The organism is Candidatus Trichorickettsia mobilis (genome assembly GCF_034366785.1).
Classification (GTDB): Bacteria; Pseudomonadota; Alphaproteobacteria; order Rickettsiales; family Rickettsiaceae; genus Trichorickettsia; species Trichorickettsia mobilis_A.
In genome coordinates this window covers 1,020,920-1,043,974 of sequence record NZ_CP112932.1, presented here as the reverse complement: position 1 = coordinate 1,043,974, position 23,055 = coordinate 1,020,920, and the positions used below count along the sequence as shown (strand labels likewise).

The 23,055-nt window shown below is 33.9% G+C and carries 19 protein-coding genes, 2 tRNA genes and 1 pseudogene; 16 read left to right on the top strand and 6 right to left on the bottom strand.

The window, feature by feature from the left end; genetic code table 11:
- The first annotated feature begins 13 nt into the window (after positions 1-13).
- Positions 14-2,032 (top strand): tetratricopeptide repeat protein, encoded by a 2,019-nt coding sequence (locus Trichorick_RS04765; protein WP_323737881.1) that lies wholly within the window; start codon positions 14-16, stop codon positions 2,030-2,032.
- A 140-nt stretch (positions 2,033-2,172) separates the two neighbouring features.
- Here Trichorick_RS04765 and Trichorick_RS04760 read toward each other — a convergent pair.
- Positions 2,173-2,248: transfer RNA gene (locus Trichorick_RS04760), tRNA-Lys, on the bottom strand.
- Positions 2,249-2,370: 122 nt separating this feature from the next.
- Between Trichorick_RS04760 and Trichorick_RS04755 the strand changes: the two genes are divergently transcribed.
- The 7 genes from Trichorick_RS04755 to Trichorick_RS04725 all read left to right on the top strand — a co-directional run bounded on the left by Trichorick_RS04755 (position 2,371) and on the right by Trichorick_RS04725 (position 10,577).
- Positions 2,371-3,108 (top strand): 3-deoxy-manno-octulosonate cytidylyltransferase, encoded by a 738-nt coding sequence (locus Trichorick_RS04755; RefSeq protein WP_323737880.1) that lies wholly within the window; start codon positions 2,371-2,373, stop codon positions 3,106-3,108.
- Positions 3,109-3,200: 92 nt separating this feature from the next.
- Positions 3,201-4,268 (top strand): flagellar basal body P-ring protein FlgI, encoded by a 1,068-nt coding sequence (locus tag Trichorick_RS04750; RefSeq protein WP_323737879.1) that lies wholly within the window; start codon positions 3,201-3,203, stop codon positions 4,266-4,268.
- 165 nt (positions 4,269-4,433) lie between these two features.
- Positions 4,434-4,919 (top strand): hypothetical protein, encoded by a 486-nt coding sequence (locus tag Trichorick_RS04745; RefSeq protein WP_323737878.1) that lies wholly within the window; start codon positions 4,434-4,436, stop codon positions 4,917-4,919.
- A gap of 8 nt (positions 4,920-4,927) precedes the next feature.
- The gene (locus tag Trichorick_RS04740) at positions 4,928-5,407 is read left to right on the top strand and encodes a hypothetical protein (protein ID WP_323737877.1); all 480 of its coding nucleotides are present in this window, start codon (positions 4,928-4,930) and stop codon (positions 5,405-5,407) included.
- A 17-nt stretch (positions 5,408-5,424) separates the two neighbouring features.
- Complete coding sequence (locus Trichorick_RS04735; RefSeq protein ID WP_323737876.1) at positions 5,425-8,220, top strand: FlgK family flagellar hook-associated protein; 2,796 nt, start codon at positions 5,425-5,427, stop codon at positions 8,218-8,220.
- A 16-nt stretch (positions 8,221-8,236) separates the two neighbouring features.
- Complete coding sequence (locus Trichorick_RS04730) at positions 8,237-9,142, top strand: hypothetical protein (RefSeq protein ID WP_323737875.1); 906 nt, start codon at positions 8,237-8,239, stop codon at positions 9,140-9,142.
- A gap of 214 nt (positions 9,143-9,356) precedes the next feature.
- Positions 9,357-10,577, top strand: a complete 1,221-nt coding sequence (locus Trichorick_RS04725) for a CCA tRNA nucleotidyltransferase (protein ID WP_323737874.1) — start codon at positions 9,357-9,359, stop codon at positions 10,575-10,577.
- On the opposite strand, the gene Trichorick_RS04720 is transcribed toward Trichorick_RS04725, so the two are convergent.
- Positions 10,574-11,323, bottom strand: a complete 750-nt coding sequence (locus tag Trichorick_RS04720) for an MBL fold metallo-hydrolase (RefSeq protein WP_323737873.1) — start codon at positions 11,321-11,323, stop codon at positions 10,574-10,576. The two genes, Trichorick_RS04725 and Trichorick_RS04720, sit on opposite strands and share 4 nt — an antisense overlap.
- Before the next feature lie 14 nt (positions 11,324-11,337).
- Between Trichorick_RS04720 and Trichorick_RS04715 the strand changes: the two genes are divergently transcribed.
- From Trichorick_RS04715 to Trichorick_RS04705, 3 genes are read left to right on the top strand one after another with little or no spacing between them, the layout of a single operon-like run.
- Positions 11,338-11,994 carry a phosphatase PAP2 family protein gene (locus Trichorick_RS04715; protein ID WP_323737872.1) on the top strand — a complete coding sequence of 219 codons (657 nt, stop codon included), beginning with the start codon at positions 11,338-11,340 and terminating at the stop codon, positions 11,992-11,994.
- A gap of 37 nt (positions 11,995-12,031) precedes the next feature.
- Positions 12,032-12,208: a hypothetical protein gene (locus tag Trichorick_RS04710; RefSeq protein WP_323737871.1), complete on the top strand. Its 177-nt coding sequence runs from the start codon at positions 12,032-12,034 to the stop codon at positions 12,206-12,208.
- 25 nt (positions 12,209-12,233) lie between these two features.
- Positions 12,234-13,115, top strand: coding sequence for a ribonuclease D (locus tag Trichorick_RS04705; protein WP_323737870.1), 882 nt, complete (start codon positions 12,234-12,236; stop codon positions 13,113-13,115).
- Positions 13,116-13,540: 425 nt separating this feature from the next.
- Here the strand turns inward: Trichorick_RS04705 and Trichorick_RS04700 are convergent.
- The 4 genes from Trichorick_RS04700 to Trichorick_RS04685 form a co-directional block, all read right to left on the bottom strand.
- Positions 13,541-13,617: transfer RNA gene (locus Trichorick_RS04700), tRNA-Met, on the bottom strand.
- 829 nt (positions 13,618-14,446) lie between these two features.
- Positions 14,447-14,887 (bottom strand): 30S ribosomal protein S9, encoded by a 441-nt coding sequence (gene rpsI / locus Trichorick_RS04695; protein ID WP_323738878.1) that lies wholly within the window; start codon positions 14,885-14,887, stop codon positions 14,447-14,449.
- Complete coding sequence (gene rplM / locus Trichorick_RS04690) at positions 14,874-15,365, bottom strand: 50S ribosomal protein L13 (RefSeq protein WP_323737869.1); 492 nt, start codon at positions 15,363-15,365, stop codon at positions 14,874-14,876. The genes rpsI and rplM overlap by 14 nt, the downstream gene beginning before the upstream one ends.
- 143 nt (positions 15,366-15,508) lie before the next feature.
- Positions 15,509-17,881 (bottom strand): AAA family ATPase, encoded by a 2,373-nt coding sequence (locus tag Trichorick_RS04685; RefSeq protein WP_323737868.1) that lies wholly within the window; start codon positions 17,879-17,881, stop codon positions 15,509-15,511.
- A 493-nt stretch (positions 17,882-18,374) separates the two neighbouring features.
- On the opposite strand from Trichorick_RS04685, the gene Trichorick_RS04680 reads away from it, so the two are divergent.
- The 5 genes and pseudogenes from Trichorick_RS04680 (at position 18,375) to Trichorick_RS04660 (ending at position 23,044) form a co-directional block, all read left to right on the top strand.
- The gene (locus Trichorick_RS04680; protein WP_323737867.1) at positions 18,375-18,731 is read left to right on the top strand and encodes a glutaredoxin domain-containing protein; all 357 of its coding nucleotides are present in this window, start codon (positions 18,375-18,377) and stop codon (positions 18,729-18,731) included.
- 231 nt (positions 18,732-18,962) lie between these two features.
- The gene (locus Trichorick_RS04675) at positions 18,963-19,235 is read left to right on the top strand and encodes an HU family DNA-binding protein (RefSeq protein ID WP_323737866.1); all 273 of its coding nucleotides are present in this window, start codon (positions 18,963-18,965) and stop codon (positions 19,233-19,235) included.
- A 588-nt stretch (positions 19,236-19,823) separates the two neighbouring features.
- Positions 19,824-20,426: a UbiX family flavin prenyltransferase gene (locus tag Trichorick_RS04670; protein ID WP_323737865.1), complete on the top strand. Its 603-nt coding sequence runs from the start codon at positions 19,824-19,826 to the stop codon at positions 20,424-20,426.
- A gap of 833 nt (positions 20,427-21,259) precedes the next feature.
- Positions 21,260-21,739: pseudogene (locus tag Trichorick_RS04665) on the top strand (hypothetical protein); the annotation flags it as partial.
- An 891-nt stretch (positions 21,740-22,630) separates the two neighbouring features.
- Entirely contained in the window at positions 22,631-23,044 is a 414-nt protein-coding gene (locus tag Trichorick_RS04660; RefSeq protein WP_323737864.1) for a hypothetical protein, read from the top strand.
- Positions 23,045-23,055 lie beyond the last annotated feature (11 nt).

Here is a 23,055-nt window from a genome sequence, read left to right as displayed (position 1 = left end):
AGGTTAAATTATTATGAGTAAATTCAACACAAGCGACCATGAGTATCTAGAATCTATAAATATCATAAATACCCAACTAAGTTTGGGCAATTATGCACAAGCAATCATCAGCTATCAGGAGTTAGCCCAGCTAATACCAGTAGCTATCACCAAAGATAGCAACCTTAATTATAATATAGCTAATGCTTACGAAGCTATAAGACAATATAATAAGGCGCAAGAATGTTATCTCAAAGTAATTGCACTTAATACACATCTCGAACTTTGTGCTAAATCCTATCTTCATGCTATAAATATTTGCAAATTTTCTGGGCAATATGAAAAGATTAATGAGTATCGTGATTCCGTGCTTGCACTTATACCTGAGATTGATCTTTCTCATTTGAAAGAAGATGATACTTATCTTACAAATTTGCTACATAGCCAAGGTGAGGAGCTCTTTAATACAGGCGATTTTGGCAATGCACTTAAGTTCTATCAAGCTATAGATAATGTATATCCTAACTACCAGCGAACATCTCAATATCAACTTGTTTCTTTTAATATTGCAAATACTTACTCAAAATTAGAGCAATATTCAGAGGCAATAGAATATTATAATAAAGCACGTACACAAATACAGAGTAAGAATGAGAATATGATAACAAAGCTGGATAAAGAGAAATACGCTGATATTTGTTACAATTTAGCTCTAGTATATACTAATTTGCAAAATTACAAAGAAGCAGAAAAGTATTTTAAGACCGCAACAATTTGTGATTCTAATCATGTCGGCGCTCATTTAAGCTACGCTAAACTTCTTATGCATTTTGGTGATTATCAATCAGCGCTTGGTTTCCTACACAAAACACATGAGTTAGATTATAAAAATCATGCTGCTCATGCTAATATTATTCAAAGCTATTGTAAGTTGCACAAAATTGACAAAGTACTTGAATGTTTAGCGGACACGATGTCAATACTTACTACCGGTATGAAGAATTATAGTCATTATAGCGATCAGCATGATGGTACGTATCAACAACTAGTATATAATATTAGAAAACAAAGCAAGCTCCAACTAAATGACCTACAATCACAATGTAGTATGTTAGTAAAAATAAAGGAGTATTTCGATGTACTGCAGCATAAATTAAACTTTAACTATCACGAAATTATCGAATCTCAAACTGAGATTATTAACCTACTATTTGATAATGCTCAAGAACTCTTTAGCGCCAATGATTTTGCTGAAGTGCTTAAATATTTTCAAATTATAGAAAAGTTTAACGCCAACTATCAACGATCACCTGAGTATCAGCCTATTTCTTTTTGTATCGCATATACTTTGCAACAATTGGAGCAATATTCAGAGGCAATATCCTATTATAACAAAGCACTTGCACATAATAGCGAGGAAATACTAATGTTGTTAGATGCTAAAAAATATGTTGATACTTGCTACAATCTAGCTATAGCTCATAGTGGTTTACAGAATTATAGTCAAGCAATTGAGTGTTTTCAGACCGTAATTCAGTACGATAAAACTAATGTTAGTGCTTATAAAAATTGTGGCTACGCTCTTTGTCTGTTAGGCCAGTATGAAGAAGCAGCGCTATTTTTTGAACAAGCAATAAAATTAACACCTAACAATATTGAACTTTACTTTGATAAAGCTATAGCACTTGTCAAGTCAGGCGAACTAGAAGACTTAGCGCAAGCTGCTGAATGCTACGAGCAAGCACTAGCATTACTACCTGTTGATACTTATGAAGCTTATGAGACTCAAGGTAACATACTACACCTTAGAATTGCACAGCTTGAGCAACAACAAGGTGGGGATCAACAAAATCTACAACTAAAACATGATCTATTAGCACAAAAGGTTGAGTATTTAAATAAAATGCTTGAACTTAAAGATGACCAAGAAATCATGCACATCAAAGCTCATGATCTATTAGAGATAGCACAAATAGAGCAAATGATTCCATACAGTGTTGACACTTCTGATATGACCGTAATTGGAGATGTTAACCAATATCAATCATCATGACTATAAAACTTGCGATTCCTACGTATCCTCGTTTAGCTTGAAGAATTTGGTAAAGATAAGACAATGTCATCCCGAAATAAATTCAGGATGACATTACCAACTCTTCATTTGCACGAAGTATATTCATATTTGTATAGATGTGGTGAGCCCGCCGGGACTTGAACCCGGGACCACATGATTAAAAGTCAAGTGCTCTACCAACTGAGCTACGGGCTCATTATCTTTTAAGGTGATTGATATTATTTTAGTTTCAAGAATGATGTAAACACCATAATTTGGTTTTACTTTATCGAGCAAAAAAGCTACCATGTCAATTATTATTTTAGATTGAAGGTAAAATGTATACTTCCAACGTTGCCGTTATTATTCCATCAAGACTAGGATCGGAGCGGCTGAAACAAAAACCACTACAGCTTATAGGCGATAAAAGCATGATTGCACATGTAGTAAATCAGGTACAAGCTACTGGTCTAAAAAACATTTACGTTGCTACCGATTCTGAGCTCGTTGCCAATGAAGTAATTGCAGCTGGCGGGAAATATATTATGACTAATACTGATTGCACATCAGGAACAGATCGAGTTTATGAAGCCCTACAAAATCTTGACCACCAGCAACAGCTTAAATATGTGATAAATGTACAAGGCGACATGCCTTTTATAAAAGCTTCTGTCATCTTAAATGTAATAGCATATTTAAAAAAATCACAATATGGTATCGTCACTCCGGTAGCTAAGGTAGGTATTGATGTTGCCAACAGCAGCAGTAATGTTAAGGTAGTGGTAGATAACAACTACAAAGCCTTATATTTTTCTCGTAGTATGATTCCCTTTGGTGCCACAGAATTTCTATATCATATTGGTATCTATGGTTTTCGTAAAGATACTCTCGAAAAATTTGTAAAATTGCCGCAATCAGCATTAGAAATACAAGAAAAATTAGAACAGTTAAGAGCTTTACAACATGACATAGATATAGGTATATGTTATGTTGATGATATACCTATTTCAGTAGATACGATAGATGATTTAAATAAAGCAATTGAACATTATAATTTGCTAAAATCAACAAGCTGAAATACATTTAAGTAGAAATAATTTAAACAAATAATGCAAACATTATGCGGCAAATATTTAGATCTCTCTCGAAAGTACTATCAAGCATTGCTATGATATTAATAAGTTTTACTGCTTACGGTGAAACAAGAATTAAGGATATAGCAGCTATTGAAGGTGTGCGTGAAAACTTGCTGGTAGGTTACGGATTAGTTGCCGGACTAAATGGTAGTGGTGATAATTTAAATAATGCCATATTTACCAAACAAGGTTTAACAGATTTCTTGGAACGTTTAGGAATTAATACCCAAGGTGATACTAATATAAAAACTAAAAATATTGCTGCAGTAACTGTCACAGCAAACTTACCTCCTTTTTCTAGGCAAGGATCAAGAATTGATATAAAAGTCAGTACGTTAGGAGATGCAAAAAGTCTAAAAGGTGGAACTTTACTGGCTACACCATTACTTGGTGCTGATGGTAATGTTTATGCAGTTGCTCAAGGTTCAGTGACAATACCGGAATTTACTCCCGCTGCAGCAGAAGTAAAAACTAGAAATATGTCTGTAGAAACTACTGGATACATCCAAAGCGGGGCAATAGTAGAAAATGAAATTGATTTTCAATTTTCTTCTTTAACTCATATTAAATTTTCATTGTATTCGCCTGACTTTAGCACAGCAATTTCTGTTGCTGAAGCAATTAACAATTATATACCTGGTAATACCGCAGTAGCACTGGATGCAGCAACAATACAAGTAACCGTGCCTAGTTACCGCAAGGATGATATGATTGAATTTATTGCGGAAGTTGAAAAATTAAATGTTAAGCCCGATTATAAAGCTAAAATTGTGATTAATGAGGCTACAGGCACTGTAGTTATTGGCGATAAGGTTCATATAAGACCGGTAGCAATCGCACAAGGGAATTTAGTTGTAAATATAGGGCAATTGGATTACGATAAATTAAGTCCAACAATGCCTGAGGCTAAACAGGATTTGGTCAACAAATTTGTAAATGACAAACGTGGTAGAGCTGTTCATGAATTAAGTGAGGGAGCAACACTAAGTGAATTAGTGTCCGGTCTTAACAAACTTGGAGTTTGGCCACGTGACATTATTAGTATTCTACATAATATGAAATCTGTAGGTGCTTTGGATGCTGTCATTGAGATAAGATAATATAATACTCGGTGAAAATTGAGAATTGCGTTGTCGTCGTTAGAGATCTCCAGTGCTCGCGTACCTTATGTACGCTCCGCGCTTCGACTCTACGACTCCTAGCACTTCTTCAATTTTGACCTTCGTATATCCTGTTTACGTACCACATGTTCATGAAGTTATAATATGCCACTCAGTAATTCCTTAGGTGTAAATCCCGTTCCGGCAAAAGTTGAAACAAATCGTTATCATGAGTTGCGTGAACAACAAAAACAAAAAATTAATAATGCCAACTCTATTGCTACTGAGCAAGTAAATAGCTCGCAGAATAAAGCGAATGATTTTAATACATTGGTGAAGAAAAACTTAAATCCTCAATCGTCACAAATTTCTAGCATCAACAAAGGAAAAATACCAAACGTTAGTGAAAATGGCATGAATATTGCTTCTAAAGAATTAGAGCAAAAAAAAGAATTAGCAGGGCAACTGGCAAAATTGGTTCTTACTGCTCTATGGCAGGAAATGTTCAATACTGTTGAGATATTTAAAGCAGCGCATGAAGATCCAGGGGTAGAACTCTATCAGAAACAGTTGTTACAAGCTTGGGTTGAGAATAATCCAGAAGTAACTGAAGTTGAGCGAAGTATCTTTGAAGAAATAAAAAATAAATAGTATTAATTATGCATGATAAAAAAACGATAATGTCAAAAAATATCAATGTTATACTAAATTCATTGCTTATCAGCATTGATTCATTCATTATTTTCTTAAAGAAAGAAAATAAATTGTTGTTACAAGGTGATGTTAATAATGCTGCAAAAATGCTGGACAAGAAATATGAAATCTTAGTTAATTTTCAAAAAATTGAATCAGACCTTCACTCTTCTCTACAGGAACATGATGTTGCGAATGATCAACAAGTGAAAGGAATCTTTGAGAAGGCAAAAATAAAATACAATTCACTACATGATTTAATGCAAGAGAATGAAATTTTATTGCGTAGCAATATTGAGATAGGGGAAAAAATAATGGAAATATATAATTCTTCTAGAGTTAACCAGCTAGTGAATCAGTACGGATATAATAAAGATGGCCAGATTGCGGCTACGCAAAATCTTGAAAAAATTATGCCAGCAATTAACGTAAATAATAAAATCTAAACTTAATAGGTATAGAAATGAAAGTTAACTATGCATCTTTAACTGAAGCCAAAAAAGCTCTAGGAGATATTGCTGATAATATACAAAGAGCTAATGTGCCTCAATCTTCCGGCATCGATCCTCATTTTGTTGAAGATGTGCGTGGCAATGTATCAAGGATTGAATCTATATCAATACGTCGTGGCGATATCCAGATAGCAAAAGCGCTTCGTTCTAGTATAACTCAAGTTTCTGGGGTTGGAGTAATTGAACGAAGCTTGCAATCTCTACAACAAGCACTTGGTGATCCTAGTGATCAATCTAAGTCAAGTTTAGTGATGGCGGTAGTAAATTTTACTAGTAGCGCTAAATCATTAGCTGCTAATCAGGATCCTTCAATAAAACAATTTTTTGTTACAAACTCTATCAAATTAGCCGATACAATTTCTGATATTACAACAAAAATTGATGCATTGAGATATGATGCCGACCAAAATTTACAAGGAAGTATACAAGAAGCAAATCAAATTATCAGAGATTTAAAAGTGCTTAATGAGCAAATAAGTATCTCTGGTTCTATTAGGCTGTTTGACCAGCGAGATAGATTGCTAAATCAGTTGGCAACTCATTTTGATATTAGAGTCAGGTTTGGAAATAGAGGAGAAGCATTAGTTTCAAGCACTAATGGCGGTGCAACTATTTTAGATCAAACTGGTGGATATGCACAACTTAGCTATGCTGGTTTGTTATCACAAGAAGCAATGATTGGAGGGGCGTCCTTAAATCCGGTAAACCTTGATTGGTACAATCGTGATAATCAAAAAATAAGCAGTACCGAAGTAATAAATAGCAACAGTTTAATGGCCTCTCAAATTGCTGGTGGTGCAATCAGTGCTAACATTAAGTTACGTGACCAGATACTACCAGATTCAAAGGAAACTCTTACAGCACTTACTAAAACCATAGCTGATAGAGTGAATAAAATGCATAATAGTGGCTCACCATTTCCACCAAAAACTAAATTTACTAGCAATAAGCTAGTAAGTTTATCTCAAATTGGCTCTTGGGGAGGAGGTATTAAAGTTGCGGTTGTTGGTAGCCAAGGTGAGGAAGTTGAAGGTTCTTCTGGACCGATAAGAGATATAGAGATAAATTTAGAAAAACTGCCAAGTTTAAATGGCAATGGCAAACCTAAAGTCGCTGATATTGTCAAAGAACTTAATGAATCATTGAATTCAGGAATTAGCAGTAATCGGCTATCAATTGGGGAAGTGTTTGATCAACAACCAGTGGGAGTAGCGATTCCAAATCAGTATTTAGTAAATGACATTAAATTAGTTGGTAGATCGAATATTGATAATGCTGGTATTAATGCTGGAATACTGACCTTTGATTTTGAAATAGATGGTAGTCAGTATTCTGGTAGTAAAGTTGAGATTCTTGGAGTTGCGGTTTCAGGCGGTGGAGCTCTTGTAAGCCAATTACCAGAAGCATTTAATTTAGCAAAAGGTACACATATTCGTACTAACCAACCAATTACTGTTAGAGGTATTAATGCTGCACATGATATCGATGTTCAAATAAGAGTAATTGGAGACAACGGAGTTGTGCGAGAAGGTACAGCTAGATTTTCTGTTAATGCAGCAAATCCAAATATGATCAATCAAAGAGTAGTGGGAACACCTCAAGCTGGAAATATGCACCAAGCACCACCACCGGGCTTAATAACTCATCTACCTATTGCTACTGCCAGATTAGTAAAAGCAGACGGCAGCAGAATAAATGATGATGATGTATATACAGAAGGTTACTTACAAATCGAAACCACAAGTAAGGAGCTTGCTTTAATAATTGATAGTAGCGATAGTAAGGACTTAGGTTTTAACACTGAGTCAGCTACTGATAGAGGCTTTGGTCATTTTTTTGGTTTTAATGATTACTTTAATTGGAATGAAAAATCTGGTGAGTTGGAAGTCAATCCTGAAATTGCTACAGATGTTAATAAAATATCAATGGGAAAAGTAAGCTTAGGTGGAAGAGTAGATATTATTAAAGTAGGTGACACTCGCGCAACAATGGATATGCTCTTTGCAGGAAATCCTGCACCTGGTGATACTGTTACTATTGCGGGACAGCTTTTTACTTTTAGAGCTGCTGGTCCTCTTGCTGCAAATGAAGTGTTAATAGGCGGTGGCTTGCCCGCTACTATGGCCAACTTAGCAAATACAATTACTGCTACTAACGGTTTGCTAGTAGATGCCGTATCCAATGGACTAGATACCATTACTTTAGCAGCAAAGAATCCTGGTCTATCTGGTAATAATATACAAGTTGCTGTTAATATGGGAGGAGGAACAAATGTGACTCTTACTGATGGTGCTGCTGTAGTAACCGGACCACTTGCCATTATACCTGCAACAATTTTAGGAGGTGGTACCGACAAAAATGCTAATGTTACCATAAATAGCAGCAGAATTGGCAATGCTTCAACGCAAGTAGTACAACTATTAAGCGATTTAGACAAAAAGATGATAACTGTAGAAGGAACAAAGCTAGTTCCAACATTTTCTGCTACACTAAATGGAGTGACCACTATAATTGCCAGTAGTTTAGCTGGACAATTAGGAACAGCTAAAAATGATCTAAAAGTTGCAGAAAATGTATTAGAAACTATGACTAAGCTACGTAATGATAATAGTGGTATTGATAAACAAACTGAATATTTAAAAACGCTTGATTTACAAGATCTTCTTAACGCTATTACTGCAACAATCAGAATAACAAACGATATTAATAAAATGATAATAAATAGTATCGCGGCAGCTGCTGCGTAATTTCAGGAGAACCATTATGACTAACTCTTTCCACATATTAGACATAATTAACACTATTCCAAATAGCTCTGTAAGCACAATTAACAAAGCAAAGCAGGGATTCGTTGAAGCTAGTAAAGGCGATACACGTCGCTATGACACACAAGATAAGTTACGTGATTCTGGCACATTTAATGAATTTCATAGAATCCAAAGTCAGTCTGCTGCAATAACTGGTTTTAAATTGAACATCACCACAACTACTATAAGATTAGGTCAAGAGCGAGATGCTCTAACTAAAATCATAGACGTAATAACCCGTTTAAAAGAAGCTATACCTGATAATGCAAATGCAGCCGGTACATTTACCGACAAAGCAAATGCTGCATTACCACAAATTCAAGAACTACTAAATATTCAAATTGTTAATGGCTCATATTTATTTGGTGGAGTTGATTCCAAACATCCTCCTTGTGGTGACTTGGTTGCAGTCAGTAATCTTGATGCTGATGGTGATGTTACAACTAATTATACTACCTCTGCACCAAATCCAATAAAAGTACAAGTATCTGAGTTAGGCACAGTAACAGTTGGAAATATATATGCTGGTATGGCAGGAGTTGCCCAAGCAATAGGAGCTATGAATTTGCTAAAAGCTCCTATTCCCGATCCAGTAGCAATAGATGAAGCTTTAAATCAGGCAACTGCCTTACTTGGTCAGGCAATTGCGCTAATTGGTATAGAACAGGATAAGCTTAAAGCTGCCACAGCAGATAATGATTCCTTATCAAAACGAAATATACAGACCATAACCGAGGTATTTCAACGTGAGCAGCCAGAAATTGCTGCAGCCGTTAAAAATGCTGGAGATGGTTATGGATTTTCTTTAAAAATATTCAAGGCACAACTCAATACTTTACAAAGAATATTTGATATTTTCTAATTTAGAGAGTATTCGCAAAAACCTACGCGTCAAGTTAAGGAAAAAGAGACGATATAAACCGTTTTGTTTGAGCTATTCACTCGTCTAAACTGAGGCGTTGGCGAAGCAACCTAGTCAATTGCCATACGAGTTCTAGATTGCTTCGGCTGTGTTTCAGCTCAGACACGCGGTCGAGAGATTGCTATGATGGAAGTTCAATATAATTCAGATTAATGTGTATATATATAAACAGCTTACTATACAATCTAGCTACTATAAACAAATCTTGTCATATTTAAACTCTGCCGGTGGTCTTTCTAGATTAGTTGGTGGTTGTGTTAGAGACGCTATACTTGGTAAACCGAATTTCGATATTGATATTAATACTACCTTATTACCTGAACAGGTAATGTCTGTTTTATCAACAAAAAATAATCTTAAGATCGTACCAACAGGAGTAGCTTTTGGTACGATTAGTGCATTTATAGGTAATGAGCGTTTTGAAATTACTACCTTACGCCAAGATATAGGCTGTGATGGACGACATGCCAAAGTAGTATTTACCACAGATTTTAAGCAAGATGCCGCAAGGCGTGATTTTACCATTAATGCACTTAGTTACTGTCCATTCACAGAAACTATTTATGATTACTTTAATGGTATTCAGGATATATCAGATAAACAAGTCATGTTTATTGGTATACCACAGCAACGCATTCAAGAAGATTACCTAAGGATATTACGTTTTTTTAGATTCTCATGTGACTACGCCAAGCGAATTGATCCTGAGGGCTTAAAAGCTTGTGCTGAATTAAAACACAAATTAAGCACTCTATCTTTTGAGCGAATTAAAGCAGAAATTGATCGTTTAATTGACTCAGATAATGCACCCACTATCCTACAACAAATGGATAATCAAAATATACTGCCGTATATTTTTCCCTGGCAATGGGATTATAATGCCTTAGCAAAAGGTAATGACTTCGCTCAAAATATTAGCATTAAACTCACAAGAAGTATTAAATACAGCCTATTGTTTCATGCTGAAATCTCTTTAACTAACCAACAACTACTTAGCTTTAAATTTTCTAAACATGATTCAGAAGAAATATTAAATATCTTGAGTTTAATTCAAGAATCGCAGCATCTACCAATATATTATATGTTAAAAAAATTATGGCAAAATTTTGATAATTATCCAGAATATATTACGGCAGTCGTAGTAACGAGTTATACCAATTCCGAAGTTGCCAAAGAATTTATAGCAACACATATTAACACCACAAAACCACTATTTCCTATTACTGGTAATGATTTATTAAAAATTGGTTTCCATGGTAAGGCCTTAGGTACCATGCTCTCAAAGCTTAAGTCCTTATGGATAGATAGTGATTTTACTATAACCAAGCAACAACTATTGGATATAGCCTGTGACCTCAATGCTAATTCGACTTAATTGACTATAAACTTATAACCATCATATAATGGTCTAATATTCTTTGGTAGCCTGGTTGATATTTCATGATAATCAATGGTATGCTGCATGTTAGTTAAGAAGATTTGCTGCGGTTGATATTCTTCATTCCATTGCAATATTTTATCAAGTCCAGCATGAGTTTTACTAGATTGATCACCAGTGCAATCTAAAACCCAAATCTCAATATTATACAAATATTGCTTAGACTCTACCGGAAAATCAACTATATCACTGGAATATACAAAATTTTTAATCCTAATCCCGATACTGTCAATTGATCCATGATGTTGCCGAAATAGCTGTAAGCTAAGGTTTCCTATATTTAATTTGTCAAAAAAACCTATGGAATTCATGATCAATTGCTTATTAGTAAATAAATATTGATACCGATGCTCCACTGCTGCAGCTGTAGTATAATCAGTGTAAATATTTAAAGGCCGTTGCTGAATTCGTGTGAACAACCTTAAATTATCAATCCCAGCGACATGATCTGCATGATCATGTGTTAATATTGCTCCATCTAGCTTATTTATTTCAGCTTGCACTATTTGATCTTTTATATCAAAACCAAAATCTACCAGGATATTACTATTCTCATCACTAATAAATATTGCGGATCTAGTTCTTTTATTGTAGAGTGAATTTGATTTACAAACTTTACAGCTGCAACCGATCATCGGTACACCAACTGACCCTCCACAACCTAACACTGTTACTTGAAACATATATATACAATAAGATGTTTGAAATATTTTATAATTTTTACGGTTGGAATCAAAAATTATTTGTACTGATAAACCTTAGCACTAATATTGGTATATTGCCATATTTTTTACAAATTATTACCTGGTCTTTCTTTATTGGTAATTTTGCTGTATATTATATAGTAAGTGCTATTTATTTTTATCTAAAATTACAAAAAATTTCTGACATCACTCAACGAAATTTAAAATTTTGGCTTATTTATAATGAACTAGCAAAAATCGGGATTATATATGTAGTTTTTGGTTTGGTATATAGCTTGCTTAAATTCTCTTTTAATTTACCAAGGCCATTTTGTTCATCACCACCAATAAATTTTGTCACTATAACTGACATTAGTACGGAAAGATGTCTGTCCAGCTTTCCTAGTGCTCATACAGGCCTTGCTTTATTGATAGCATATTGTATTTGGTCATATTTAAATGTCAAACAAAAGCTCTTTGCTGCTGGTATAGTGTTGATGGTTGGTTTATCACGGATTACTTTAGCAATGCATTATCCAGCAGATATTCTTTACTCTTTTTTAATTATTATTTTTGTAATTATTATTGGTAATATAATTTATAGATTGTTAATACAAAATCTACTTAAAACTATTGGCAATATTATAAATATTAAATTATTTGCAAATTGATTGATATTTATGAAATTAGAAAAAAATCAAGATGGTTATGCTATTAATAATTGACAATAATGCTACTCTAATTTTACAAAGAGCAACTTATGTAAAGCATTTAAAAATAGGAAAGAATATTACCATCGAACCAATCAATCACTTGCATGTGCTGGTAGATACTACAGAAATATCAGTTGCTGGAGAAAACAGTGCAATGGAAGATTCCAATTAATATTAATTAGATTAACTCAAACCAAATGATACTAATTAATACTCAACAACAATTAGATGAATTTTGTGATATCATCATTAATGACTCAAAAATAGTCTGTATTGACACTGAGTTTGAGCGTAGACACACATATTATGCAGAGTTAAGTATTATCCAAATTATTAGCAATAAACATCAGCTAGTGGTCGACGCTCTCGCTGGTTTAAATCTGACTAAAATCAAAAATATCTTGTTAAATGATCAAATTTTGAAAATATTTCATTCTCCACGAGAAGATTTTGAAATTTTTTATCATATTTTTAAAAAATTACCAAAGAATGTTTTTGATACGCAACTTGCCGCTAGAGTGACGGGATTAGGGATTGCATTAAGCTATAGTGATTTATGCAAAATTATTTGTAAGGTTGATATCGATAAAACTTATCAAACAGCTAATTGGCTACAACGTCCATTACCACATCAAATGTTACAATATGCAATTATAGATGTAGAATATCTGCACTCACTTTATCAATATTTACAGAACATTATAGACTCTCATCACTTAAATGATATTTATAATAATGCAATTATCACTTTATTAAAAACAGAAAATTATACTGTAAACTATACTGAGGCTTGGAAAAAGGTAAAATTTCAAGACCGTTCTAAAGATTTTATTTATCGAATGCAAATAATTGCCGCTTTCCGTGAAAGCTGTGCAATCAATATCAATATCCCTAAAAGACATTTCGCTACCGATGATGATTTGGTAAAAATTTGTTACTCTTTGCCTATAACTACCAAAGAATTACGTAGATTACAGTTGCATAGTTTACATATTGTCAGGGAAAAATATATGAACCAACTGTTTGATTTATGTCTAGGGTTACGTGAATCTAAGGAATTGCTTAATTTTGATATATAAATAATAATCAGTAACAAAAATCATTCAGAAAATAATAATTCATTTCTCTAAACAAAACTATAACTCTTTAAATCATTATTTACTCCAAGAAAATAGTTATAATCTTATTATTACTTTCATTGAGGCAAGAGATGGGAATGCTCCTCCTGCAATATATTTAGTTTCATTGAAATTGTATATGATAATATACTACTAAATTATCCTAAGTTATTAAAAAAGTTCTCAGATAATCATGGTAATAAAGTTACATCACACCTGATTAGCTTAATGAGTCATCTTAGTATTAATTGTAAAGATTTTGTGGAAGAAATTTGTGATAACGATAATTTGCAGGCCTTAGAGTTACTGATGGGCATAGATTCGAATGTTTATCAAGAAATGTAGAGCTTTCTCAATCGTGATATAGTAAAAATAAAATATTCTGATGGTAGCGAGAGAGGGAATTGAACCCCCGACATGCGGATTATGATTCCGCTGCTCTAACCAACTGAGCTACCTCGCCATAAAATATTATATATAGCGTCGGTCAGAGCCTTTTACTCTTTAAACTTTACGCACTTCACATGTGCTCACGTATTCTTACGCTTTGCGCAGTTCATGCTGCAATTTATCGTCCCAAGCTTACTGACTTTAGCTATAGCTTCTCTCACGTGAGTGTTCACGAGTTTTTTAGTTTGAATGTTAGTATGTCATCTACAAGGTATCATCACGAGAAGTCATTAAGCTCCGTGGTGATCCCAGAAATCAACTCGAGTAAGAGAGAGCCACGCACCTTATTAAAGAGCGGGTTGCCGTGCGAGTAAACACTTGCTCACAGTGATGACTTTTTCTAAAACCTATGAACAATGCTTACTATATCACTGGCACTACGTACAAAATTTTGTAGGCTTACTCTATAGCTTTACTATACCTAATGAAACCTATAGCAACTCTAAAGTTTATTCCTGAAATTTAATAAGCATCTCTCAGAGCCTGTCTTGAAAGTCTATATAAGAGGTAATTTTGTTGTCAAAACTCGTCTCCGTTCCTCACGTACCCAAAAGTACGCTGCGGTACTCGACTTCGTTTTTCCTAAAACTTCCTCTCTTATATAGACTTTCAAGACAGGCTCTCAGAAACTATACATTATTGCAGATGATTTATACACAGGCAGATCAGCATTTCTTAACAAACCTAAAATTATATTGGTCATCAAGTCAGGCGTGGTGTCTTTTGATACTACCTCTCTCGTATCAAGTTGCGTTTTAAGAGAGAGCTAATATCAGAATTTTAGTAATTTTGCTATAATTTTAGGCAGCTAAATTTCAACAACCACTAACTGCACAAATCCATTAACGTTTTGAGAACTGAGTACTCTTACGAGCCTTATGTCTACCATATTTTTTACGTTCGACAACTCTTGAGTCTCTAGTTAAGAAACCACCATTACGTAACATCTGATGTAATTCTGGAATAAACTCATTTAGAGCTCGTGCCATACCGTGTACTATTGCTCCTGCTTGTCCTGAACAACCGCCACCTTTTACTGTACAAGTAATATTATATTGACCGAGCACTTTAGTCATGGCCAAGGGCTGCAAAATGGTTTTTACATGAGCCTCACGTGGAAAATATTGATCCAATGATTTTTTATTTACTATAATAGCTCCCGTACCATGACTTACCCATACTCTGGCAATAGCGTTTTTCCTTCTACCGGTTCCATAAGCTTGTTTACTTTTGCTTTGCTCGGTCTGTTGTTTTGCAGTCGTGCTACTTTTAGTGCTTATCATCATATGAATTTAATTTCTTGTTTTTATTATTTTTATTCCCAAAGTCGTATATTTCAGGTTGCTGCGCTTGATGCGGGTGACTATCGTCTGGATATACATACAGATTGCTAACTTGCTTGGAACCCAAAACATTTCTAGTTATCATTCTTTTTACAGCGAGTTTTATAACACGCTCTGGGTGTTTTCCAACCAACATTTTGCCTGCTGTAGTAGTTTTGATTCCACCTGGAAATCCTGTATGCCGATGATAAAATTTCCCATCCTTAAGATCAGATTTTTTACCAGTTAAATGTACTTGAGCAGCATTCACTATTATTATATAATCGCCACAATCCATATGCGGAGTAAAGCTAGCTTTATGTTTACCACGCAACATCTTTGATACTTCAGCTGCTAATCTTCCAAGAACCACATCTTTTGCATCTATAACCCACCATTTTTTATTAATTTCTGATGGCTTTGCAGAATAAGTTTTCACGTTCAACACTCTATATTTTTATTTAGACTTTAGTACCCATAAGAAATAAATACATTTCCTGCTATAATATGTCAAGAATAATATTAGATCATGTCAGATCAGTAGATATAAGAGGTAATTTTATCTACTGATCTGACATGCTCCTAGACCTCTCCACTATATTCTAGTTGATTGGTAGATTCAGTTTTTGATTTACCAACAAATTTAAATTTTAAGTCACCAGACTTAGTTGCGGCAATTGATACGCTACCACCATTCTGCAACTTACCAAACAAAATTTCATCAGCAATTGGCTGCTTTAAAGTATTATCAATTATTCGATCTAAAATACGTGCGCCATTTTCTTGAGCCAAACAATTATTTGCTAAATATTTAGTCACCGATTGATTAACTGAAATTTGCACATCACGTTCAATTAACTGAGCAGCTAGCTCTTTTAGATTCTTTTCTATTATCATATTAATGATTTTATCATCTAAAGGATTAAATATGATAATACTATCCAAGCGATTACGAAGCTCTGGAGTAAACACCAAATTAATAGCTTCTAAACTTGCATTATGCTTCTTACTATAATCATTTCTACTAAAGCCCATAGGAGTCTTTGTGGCAGCCTCAGATCCCAGATTAGTGGTTAATATAATAATAGTATGACTAAAATTAACTTCTTTACCAGTGTTATCAGTTATTGTGCCTTCATCCATAATTTGCAGTAATAAATTGAGAATTTCTGGATGAGCCTTTTCGATTTCATCAAATAATACTACTGAATATTGATATTTATCTACCTCTTCAGTTAACTGCCCCCCTTGATCAAAACCAGTATATCCAGGTGGACTACCTAATAACCTGGACATTGAATGTTTTTCAGAAAATTCTGACATGTCTAACTGAATAAGTTCCATGTTACAAAATTTGGCCAGCTGTTTTGCCAACTCGGTTTTGCCTACACCAGTAGTACCGGCAAAAAGGTAACAACCGGTTGGACGTGTATTCTTTTTCAAACCGGCTCGTGATAATTTAATACTTGCAACCAGTTTGGCAACTGCTTCATCCTGTCCGAAGATATAATTTTTTAAATTTCCTTCCAAATCTCTTAAACCGACAATATCGCTTGCACTCACTGAAAGATTAGGAATATTAGCAATAGTTGATACTAACTCTTCAATATCTTTGACTGTAACAATAGGAGTACTATCTGGCATATTTTTAATATTCTTTCTTGCTCCAGCTTCATCCATCAAATCTATTGCTTTATCCGGTAGATGCCGGTCATTGATATATCTTACGGACAATATTACAGCAGCGGATAAAGCTGCATCATCATATTTAACCTTATGATGTTTTTCATAGTACCCTTTAAGACCTTGTAAAATATTAATTGTAGTTTGCTCATCAGGCTCATCTATAATAATTTTTTGGAAACGTCGTACAAGAGCCATATCTTTTTCAAAATAATTATGATATTCACGAAAAGTAGTAGAACCGATACAGCGTAATTCGCCTTTAGCAAATGCCGGCTTTAACAAATTACTGGCATCTAAAGCACCAGAGGTAGTAGAGCCAGCTCCTATTATTGTGTGTATTTCATCAATAAACAGGATAATTTCTGGTCTAGCTTTAAGCTCAGCAAATATTTTCTTTATTCTTTCTTCAAAATCTCCACGATATTTTGTTCCAGCAACTACACTACCTATATCTAAGGAGTAAACCACAGATTGTTTTAGCACATCAGGGACATCTCCTTTTTCTATCCTAAGCGCTAACCCCTCGGCTATTGCTGTTTTACCTACCCCAGGTTCACCTACCAATAAAGCATTATTTTTACGACGACGACACAATACTTCTATGGTTCTTTGGATTTCATTTTGTCTACCAACTAAACAATCTATATTACCATCACGTGCTTTTACATTTAGATTAACACAATAAGTATCCAATTCTATATGTTGAGATGTTGATTTTGACATTTGGGATTTATTTTTTATTATATTATCATGATTGCACTTATTTTTTTCAACTTTAGCTTTATTATCATATAATAAAGTTGAATAAGGTTCCGATTGAGACTGCCGTAATCCTTTTTTACCACTGTTTTTTGCTAGATAACTCAATACATGCTGTCTGGTTATATTGCTTTCTCGCAAACAATGAACAGCATATGCTTCCTGTTCTAAAAAAAACTCGGCAAGCATATAAGCCCCACTAACACGAGCTAACCCATTAGCTTGACCATGAATTGCTGCTCGTTGAATAATACGCTGAAACCCGGCAGTGGGCTTTATCTCATCCAGATTATCACGGTTCACTAATTCTGCTAAATCCTGCTGTAAATACCGACGTAGTTTTTTTACAACAATATCAGCATCAATTTTATAATATTTAAATAGTTTTTGCGTATCACTATCCTCAAGCAATGATAGTAGCAAATGTTCATATGTCGCATATTCATGATGATATTCATTAGCTATTGCCAAAGCCTTATTTAAGATAACTTCAATGTTTTTAGAGATCATAAATTACAAAATACTCCATGAATAAATAATTGGTTTGAAAATATAGATTTTCAGATTTTCATAATAAATATCTTATCCTTTTGTATATATATTATCAATTGATATTGGGTAAATTATTGCAACTCTGAACATACAAGCGTCTTTATCTTTAACTAAATATATTTATAGAATCTAATAATTATTGATATTTAATCAAGAATTTAGTATAATGCTATGGTAGGAATTGATATTATTTTATTTGTATAGATTTAATGAAATAGTTTTGCTATGTTTTATAGATCAACGCATTTATATCATTAGAACAAAATAGTGTGATATATTGACAACGATTACATCGTGCAGCTAATAGACCTCTTGCATAGCCTAAAAATGGTTGAAGAATTTTTAGGGAAAATACAGACGAGAATTGCAAGTGTTGCTAGTACATGCTGCGCCTTGAGTCAAGTGCTGACAACAAAATTATCAACTAAGATTAGGTTATGCAAGAGGTCTAATGATAAAAGGTCTTTATCTACCAATAGTAGCATTACTCTGCTTTCTTGCGTATACAATATACAGTCAAGACCTAAAAGCTAAAGACGTTAGAGAATATAAAAGAAAAATTGTCATCTATGGCAAAGAAAAATGCTCTTTCTGCATTGAAGCCAAAAAACTACTTGATAATAAAGACATACCTTACATCGATATAGATATCACTTGGGATAAAGAACAATACGCAAAATTACGCAACAAAACTGGGCAATCAACAGTGCCTTTTATTTTTATTAACGAAGTTTTTATAGGCGGCTACCAGGAACTGGCTAACCTCAATGACACTAATCAGCTCACTAAACTACTAAATCAGTTCTAGATAATTTGCAAAAGCATTAGATTAAATCACCCAAGAATTGTACTATGATGCAAGATTGCAGCAATACAATTTAAATTATATAGATAAATAATCTATTAAAATATCAAACATAATAGTTCCAGTTGCTATCAATGCTCTATTTGTTATATCATCACTATAGTCAGGCAACACTTGTGTTTCATCCCTGATTATAACCAGAATTCACGTCAATAAATTAAACAGGAGTAATATATGAATAAAGGAGAACTGATTAGCCTTATGGCAGAGCTTTCAGGCAACTCAAAAGCCGATGCTGAAAGAGCTCTAAATAACGTAACAGATAGTGTTATCATGGCTTTAAGCAAAGGACACGATATTAATTTAGTAGGATTTGGTTCTTTTCAAGTACAAAATAGACAAGCAAGAGAAGGGCGCAACCCTAAAACAGGTGAAAAAATGCACATTGCAGCTTATAAACAACCGGTATTTAAAGCCGGAAAAAAGATGAAAGATGCTTGCAACTAATTTATTTTGAGTAGCTTACAATATATGTTTTAAATATTGCGTTAATTATTTCATCTTTTTAATATTACATCTGTGATATCCACGAGTTAGGTGGATTAAAATTTTACTGACGCCGAATTTGCTCGGAGTGTAGATAAATCTTACACACGAGCCGGCGTATACTACCAATAACTACGATTATAATAACCGAAGCTTCTTGATTACAAATAGCGCAAAACTAATTTTAACCAAATAACGCTCCCCTTTCTATACGCTCAACCTTAAGAATATTAGACAGCTTCTTTTAAAAATTTGAAAAAAAGATAAATATATAGCTCATTACATAAGATAAAAGATGTCACCCCGAACTTGTTTCGGGATGAAGCGTTTGTATAGTTAAGAAATTTTTTAGACAAAAATACAGAATAAACCTCTTTCGAAACTCGCTTCTGGGAGAGGATTTGAAGGAGACACGGAACCTCGACCCGCAGCGCACTCTAGGTTTGTTTCGGATTCGAGTACCGGACCTGTTGTACAAATCATCCGCAGAAGTAGAGTTTGTGAGCAAGGTCTAATGAATAACTAGAATAAATTATGCAAGAAGACCTAATGAACAATAACTATATCCCTCAAATAGTGGTAGCAATCTCAGGAGCATCAGGTGCAATTTATGGCATAAAAGCACTTGAGCATCTAAAATGTCATAATATACAAAGTCATTTAATTATCTCAAAATCTGCTTATCTAACAATCACTCAAGAAACTACCTACTCAATAAAACAAGTAAAGAGTTTGGCAACTTATGTTTATAACTACACAGATGTAGGTTCTAAAATAGCTAGTGGTTCTTTTCAAACTATGGGCATGATAATTGCCCCATGTAGTATGAAAACTTTAGCTTCAATTGCTTGTAGTTATGAAGATAATTTAATTAGCCGTACAGCAGGTGTAACTTTAAAAGAAAGACGTAGATTAGTTTTAATGATTAGAGAGACCCCCTTACATATTGGACATTTACAAAATATGCTGCAAGCATCACAATATGGCGCCATCATTGCTCCACCTGTGCCTGCTTTTTACAATTCTCCAGAAAATATTAATGATCTTATAAATCATTCGGTAGCCAGAGTACTAGACTTATTTAATATTGACACTCCTACTATAAAACGATGGAACGGCATGAATTTGTCGCATCAATCAGATTTAGAATAGATCTCTTGTAGAAATTTTTTATAATTTACCAAATTTACTTGCAGTAGATTAGGAATCAAAATTTAAATCTCATAAAATTTTAGGTTGTTAATTGACTAGCACTATGGCTTGAATATATAATTTTAGGTTAGACCTCTCACACTCTGCTCCTACAGACAATTGTGTTGTTACGCCGAGGTAGAGATTCGAACAAATTTTATGTATGCTGCGGATTGAAGCGCAAAATGCTTCTAAACTTGCATACCGAAGACGCAAGTTTTCAAAAGTATTCTTAATAGAATAGTTTTATTCTATTAGAGTTCTCTAATTAGTGACTTTAAATTAATTTCTTAGGTATAGATAATTATATGTTAATTGATGGACAAGCTGCAGAAAAAACTCAAACTGAGATGTTAAATCAGCTATCATCTTTAAAATCCAGCTTTTCTGAATATCTAAGTGCCAAACCACCTTATATTCCTCCACCTGATGTTAATCGCTTATATAATGAGGGACAACAATTCTTATCTCAAGGACAAACACAAAAAGCTTTACAGCAATTTCAAACTGCCGAACAGATTATTCCTAAGGATCAACCAAACAACCAGTTCTTAGCATCTGTATATTCTAACATTGCTGTAACTCAGCATGCGCTAGGAAAGCATCAAGAAGCTGCAGTAAATTTTCAGAAAAGCGCAGCTGTATTTATGGAAAACAAAGATTATTATAATGCTGAAGTAGCTTATAAAAACCTTGCAACTACACATCAAGCAAACGGCACTCTTGAAAAATATGAAAAAGAGAATCAAACTTCTTTAGAGAATAGTTTAAAAAACAATGATCAATCTCAAGAATTGAGCGCACGATTAGCACTAGGTGGAATCAATAGGGCACAGGGAAAACATAAAGAAGCGTTAGAACATTATGCAGTGGGCTATGATCTGCAGCAAGGTAAAGTTGATTATACTGCAGACAGGGTAGAACAGCATGAAGTTGGTTTTTCAGATAAGAAAATAGGTACTGATAATATACAACAATGTGTTGCGGTTATTCTTCATGATCCTGTAACAAAAAAAACCGCTTTAGCGCATGTCGATAGATTTACTGACACCACATCACTAGCAAATGTTGTTGCAAATTTCCCGGAAGGCACAAAATTAGATGCTTATTTAGTTGGAGGGCGAGATCGATCACCACAATCTAAAGCAGTATCAGATGATAATATAGCCAGAGTCACAGGAGAGTTAAGCAAGCATGCAACAGTGAATATTAAATCCGCAGATATTGGTGATAAAGGAGCTCCATCAGGAATTGTATTTGATCCTCAGACCGCTAAATTAGAACATGCAGTACCAGGCAAGCACCATGAGACCACAGATGCAAGAAAATTATTACATAATTTAAAGCCATCACTGAATTTTGCTTTTGATTTAACCAAATCTCCAGAAATGAAAGCCCCTGTATTTAGCGATCTGGACAAAGAATCATTGGTACAGCGTTATTTAAATACTCCTAAGACTGCTGGTAATGCTACTGAAACGTGGAATGCCAATATAATATATGATCCACTTGCTAAAACAGTAGAAAAAATCAGACAAGAAAATCCTAAAATAATTGAAGCTGTTGTAGAAAAAAACTTGGATTATAAGTTGAATCAAGGCTTAGTAGAACAAAAGATCGGTATTAATGAGCAACAGCGGCAAGAAATCAAAAATAATTTACTGAGTAACGTTAAAGAATCACTGCAAGATTCTAATAAACCTTTTTCTAAAATAGAACAAGAATTGGAAAAAAATATCAAAGAACATACCTCTAAATTAGCTAAATCGGTAGAAGTACAACAAGAGCAAAGCACTTGGGGCAAGATTAAGAGTGCAGTAGCAAAAACTTGGGAAACTATTAAAGAAGTAGCAAGTAACGTTGTCGATGCTATTAAAAATACCTGGAAAACTATTACAGGAGGAAAGACTGCCCAATCGCAGCAACCAGAAAAGGATTCTTCTCAACAAATTGTTGCATCGCAACAAAAAGAGATAAAGACTCCTCAACTCAATCAATCCAAACAACAAGAATTAGATAAACCTAGCTACTCTCCTGAAACTATAAAAAAGATCGAACAATTTCGTAATCAATCAGTAACCAAATCTCATTCTAATACTCCGTCCGCTACTCCACAAAATCGTCAACAAAATCAGAATAAAGATCAAAGCCTTGGAAAGTAATATATGAAAAGAATAGAAGTAAAAAGTAAAGAATATATAATCGTCACATTGCAAGATGAATTAGTTTTATACACCAAAGAATTAAATAAAGAGATAGCTTATAGTATTTTTTCTACTAAGTTAGAAAAAGTTGGTCTTGCAAGAAATCTGGACCAAGATCTATTAATTAAGTTTTTTGCAGAAATTAACCCCAATAATATTCAGGATTCTGGATTAATAAAAATGAATATAATAGGTGGTAATGAATCAGAAAGTTCTATAGAATCTCTACATACATTACTATCACAATTGCAAACTATTGATAATAATCAAGATATTATTGATATCAGATCATGTGATAGTTGTGAAAGATTACATCCAAATTCATTTGAGTTGGATTGTTATCATGGCGGTATTCGTGGTATTACTATTTTATAGTGAGCGTTCAC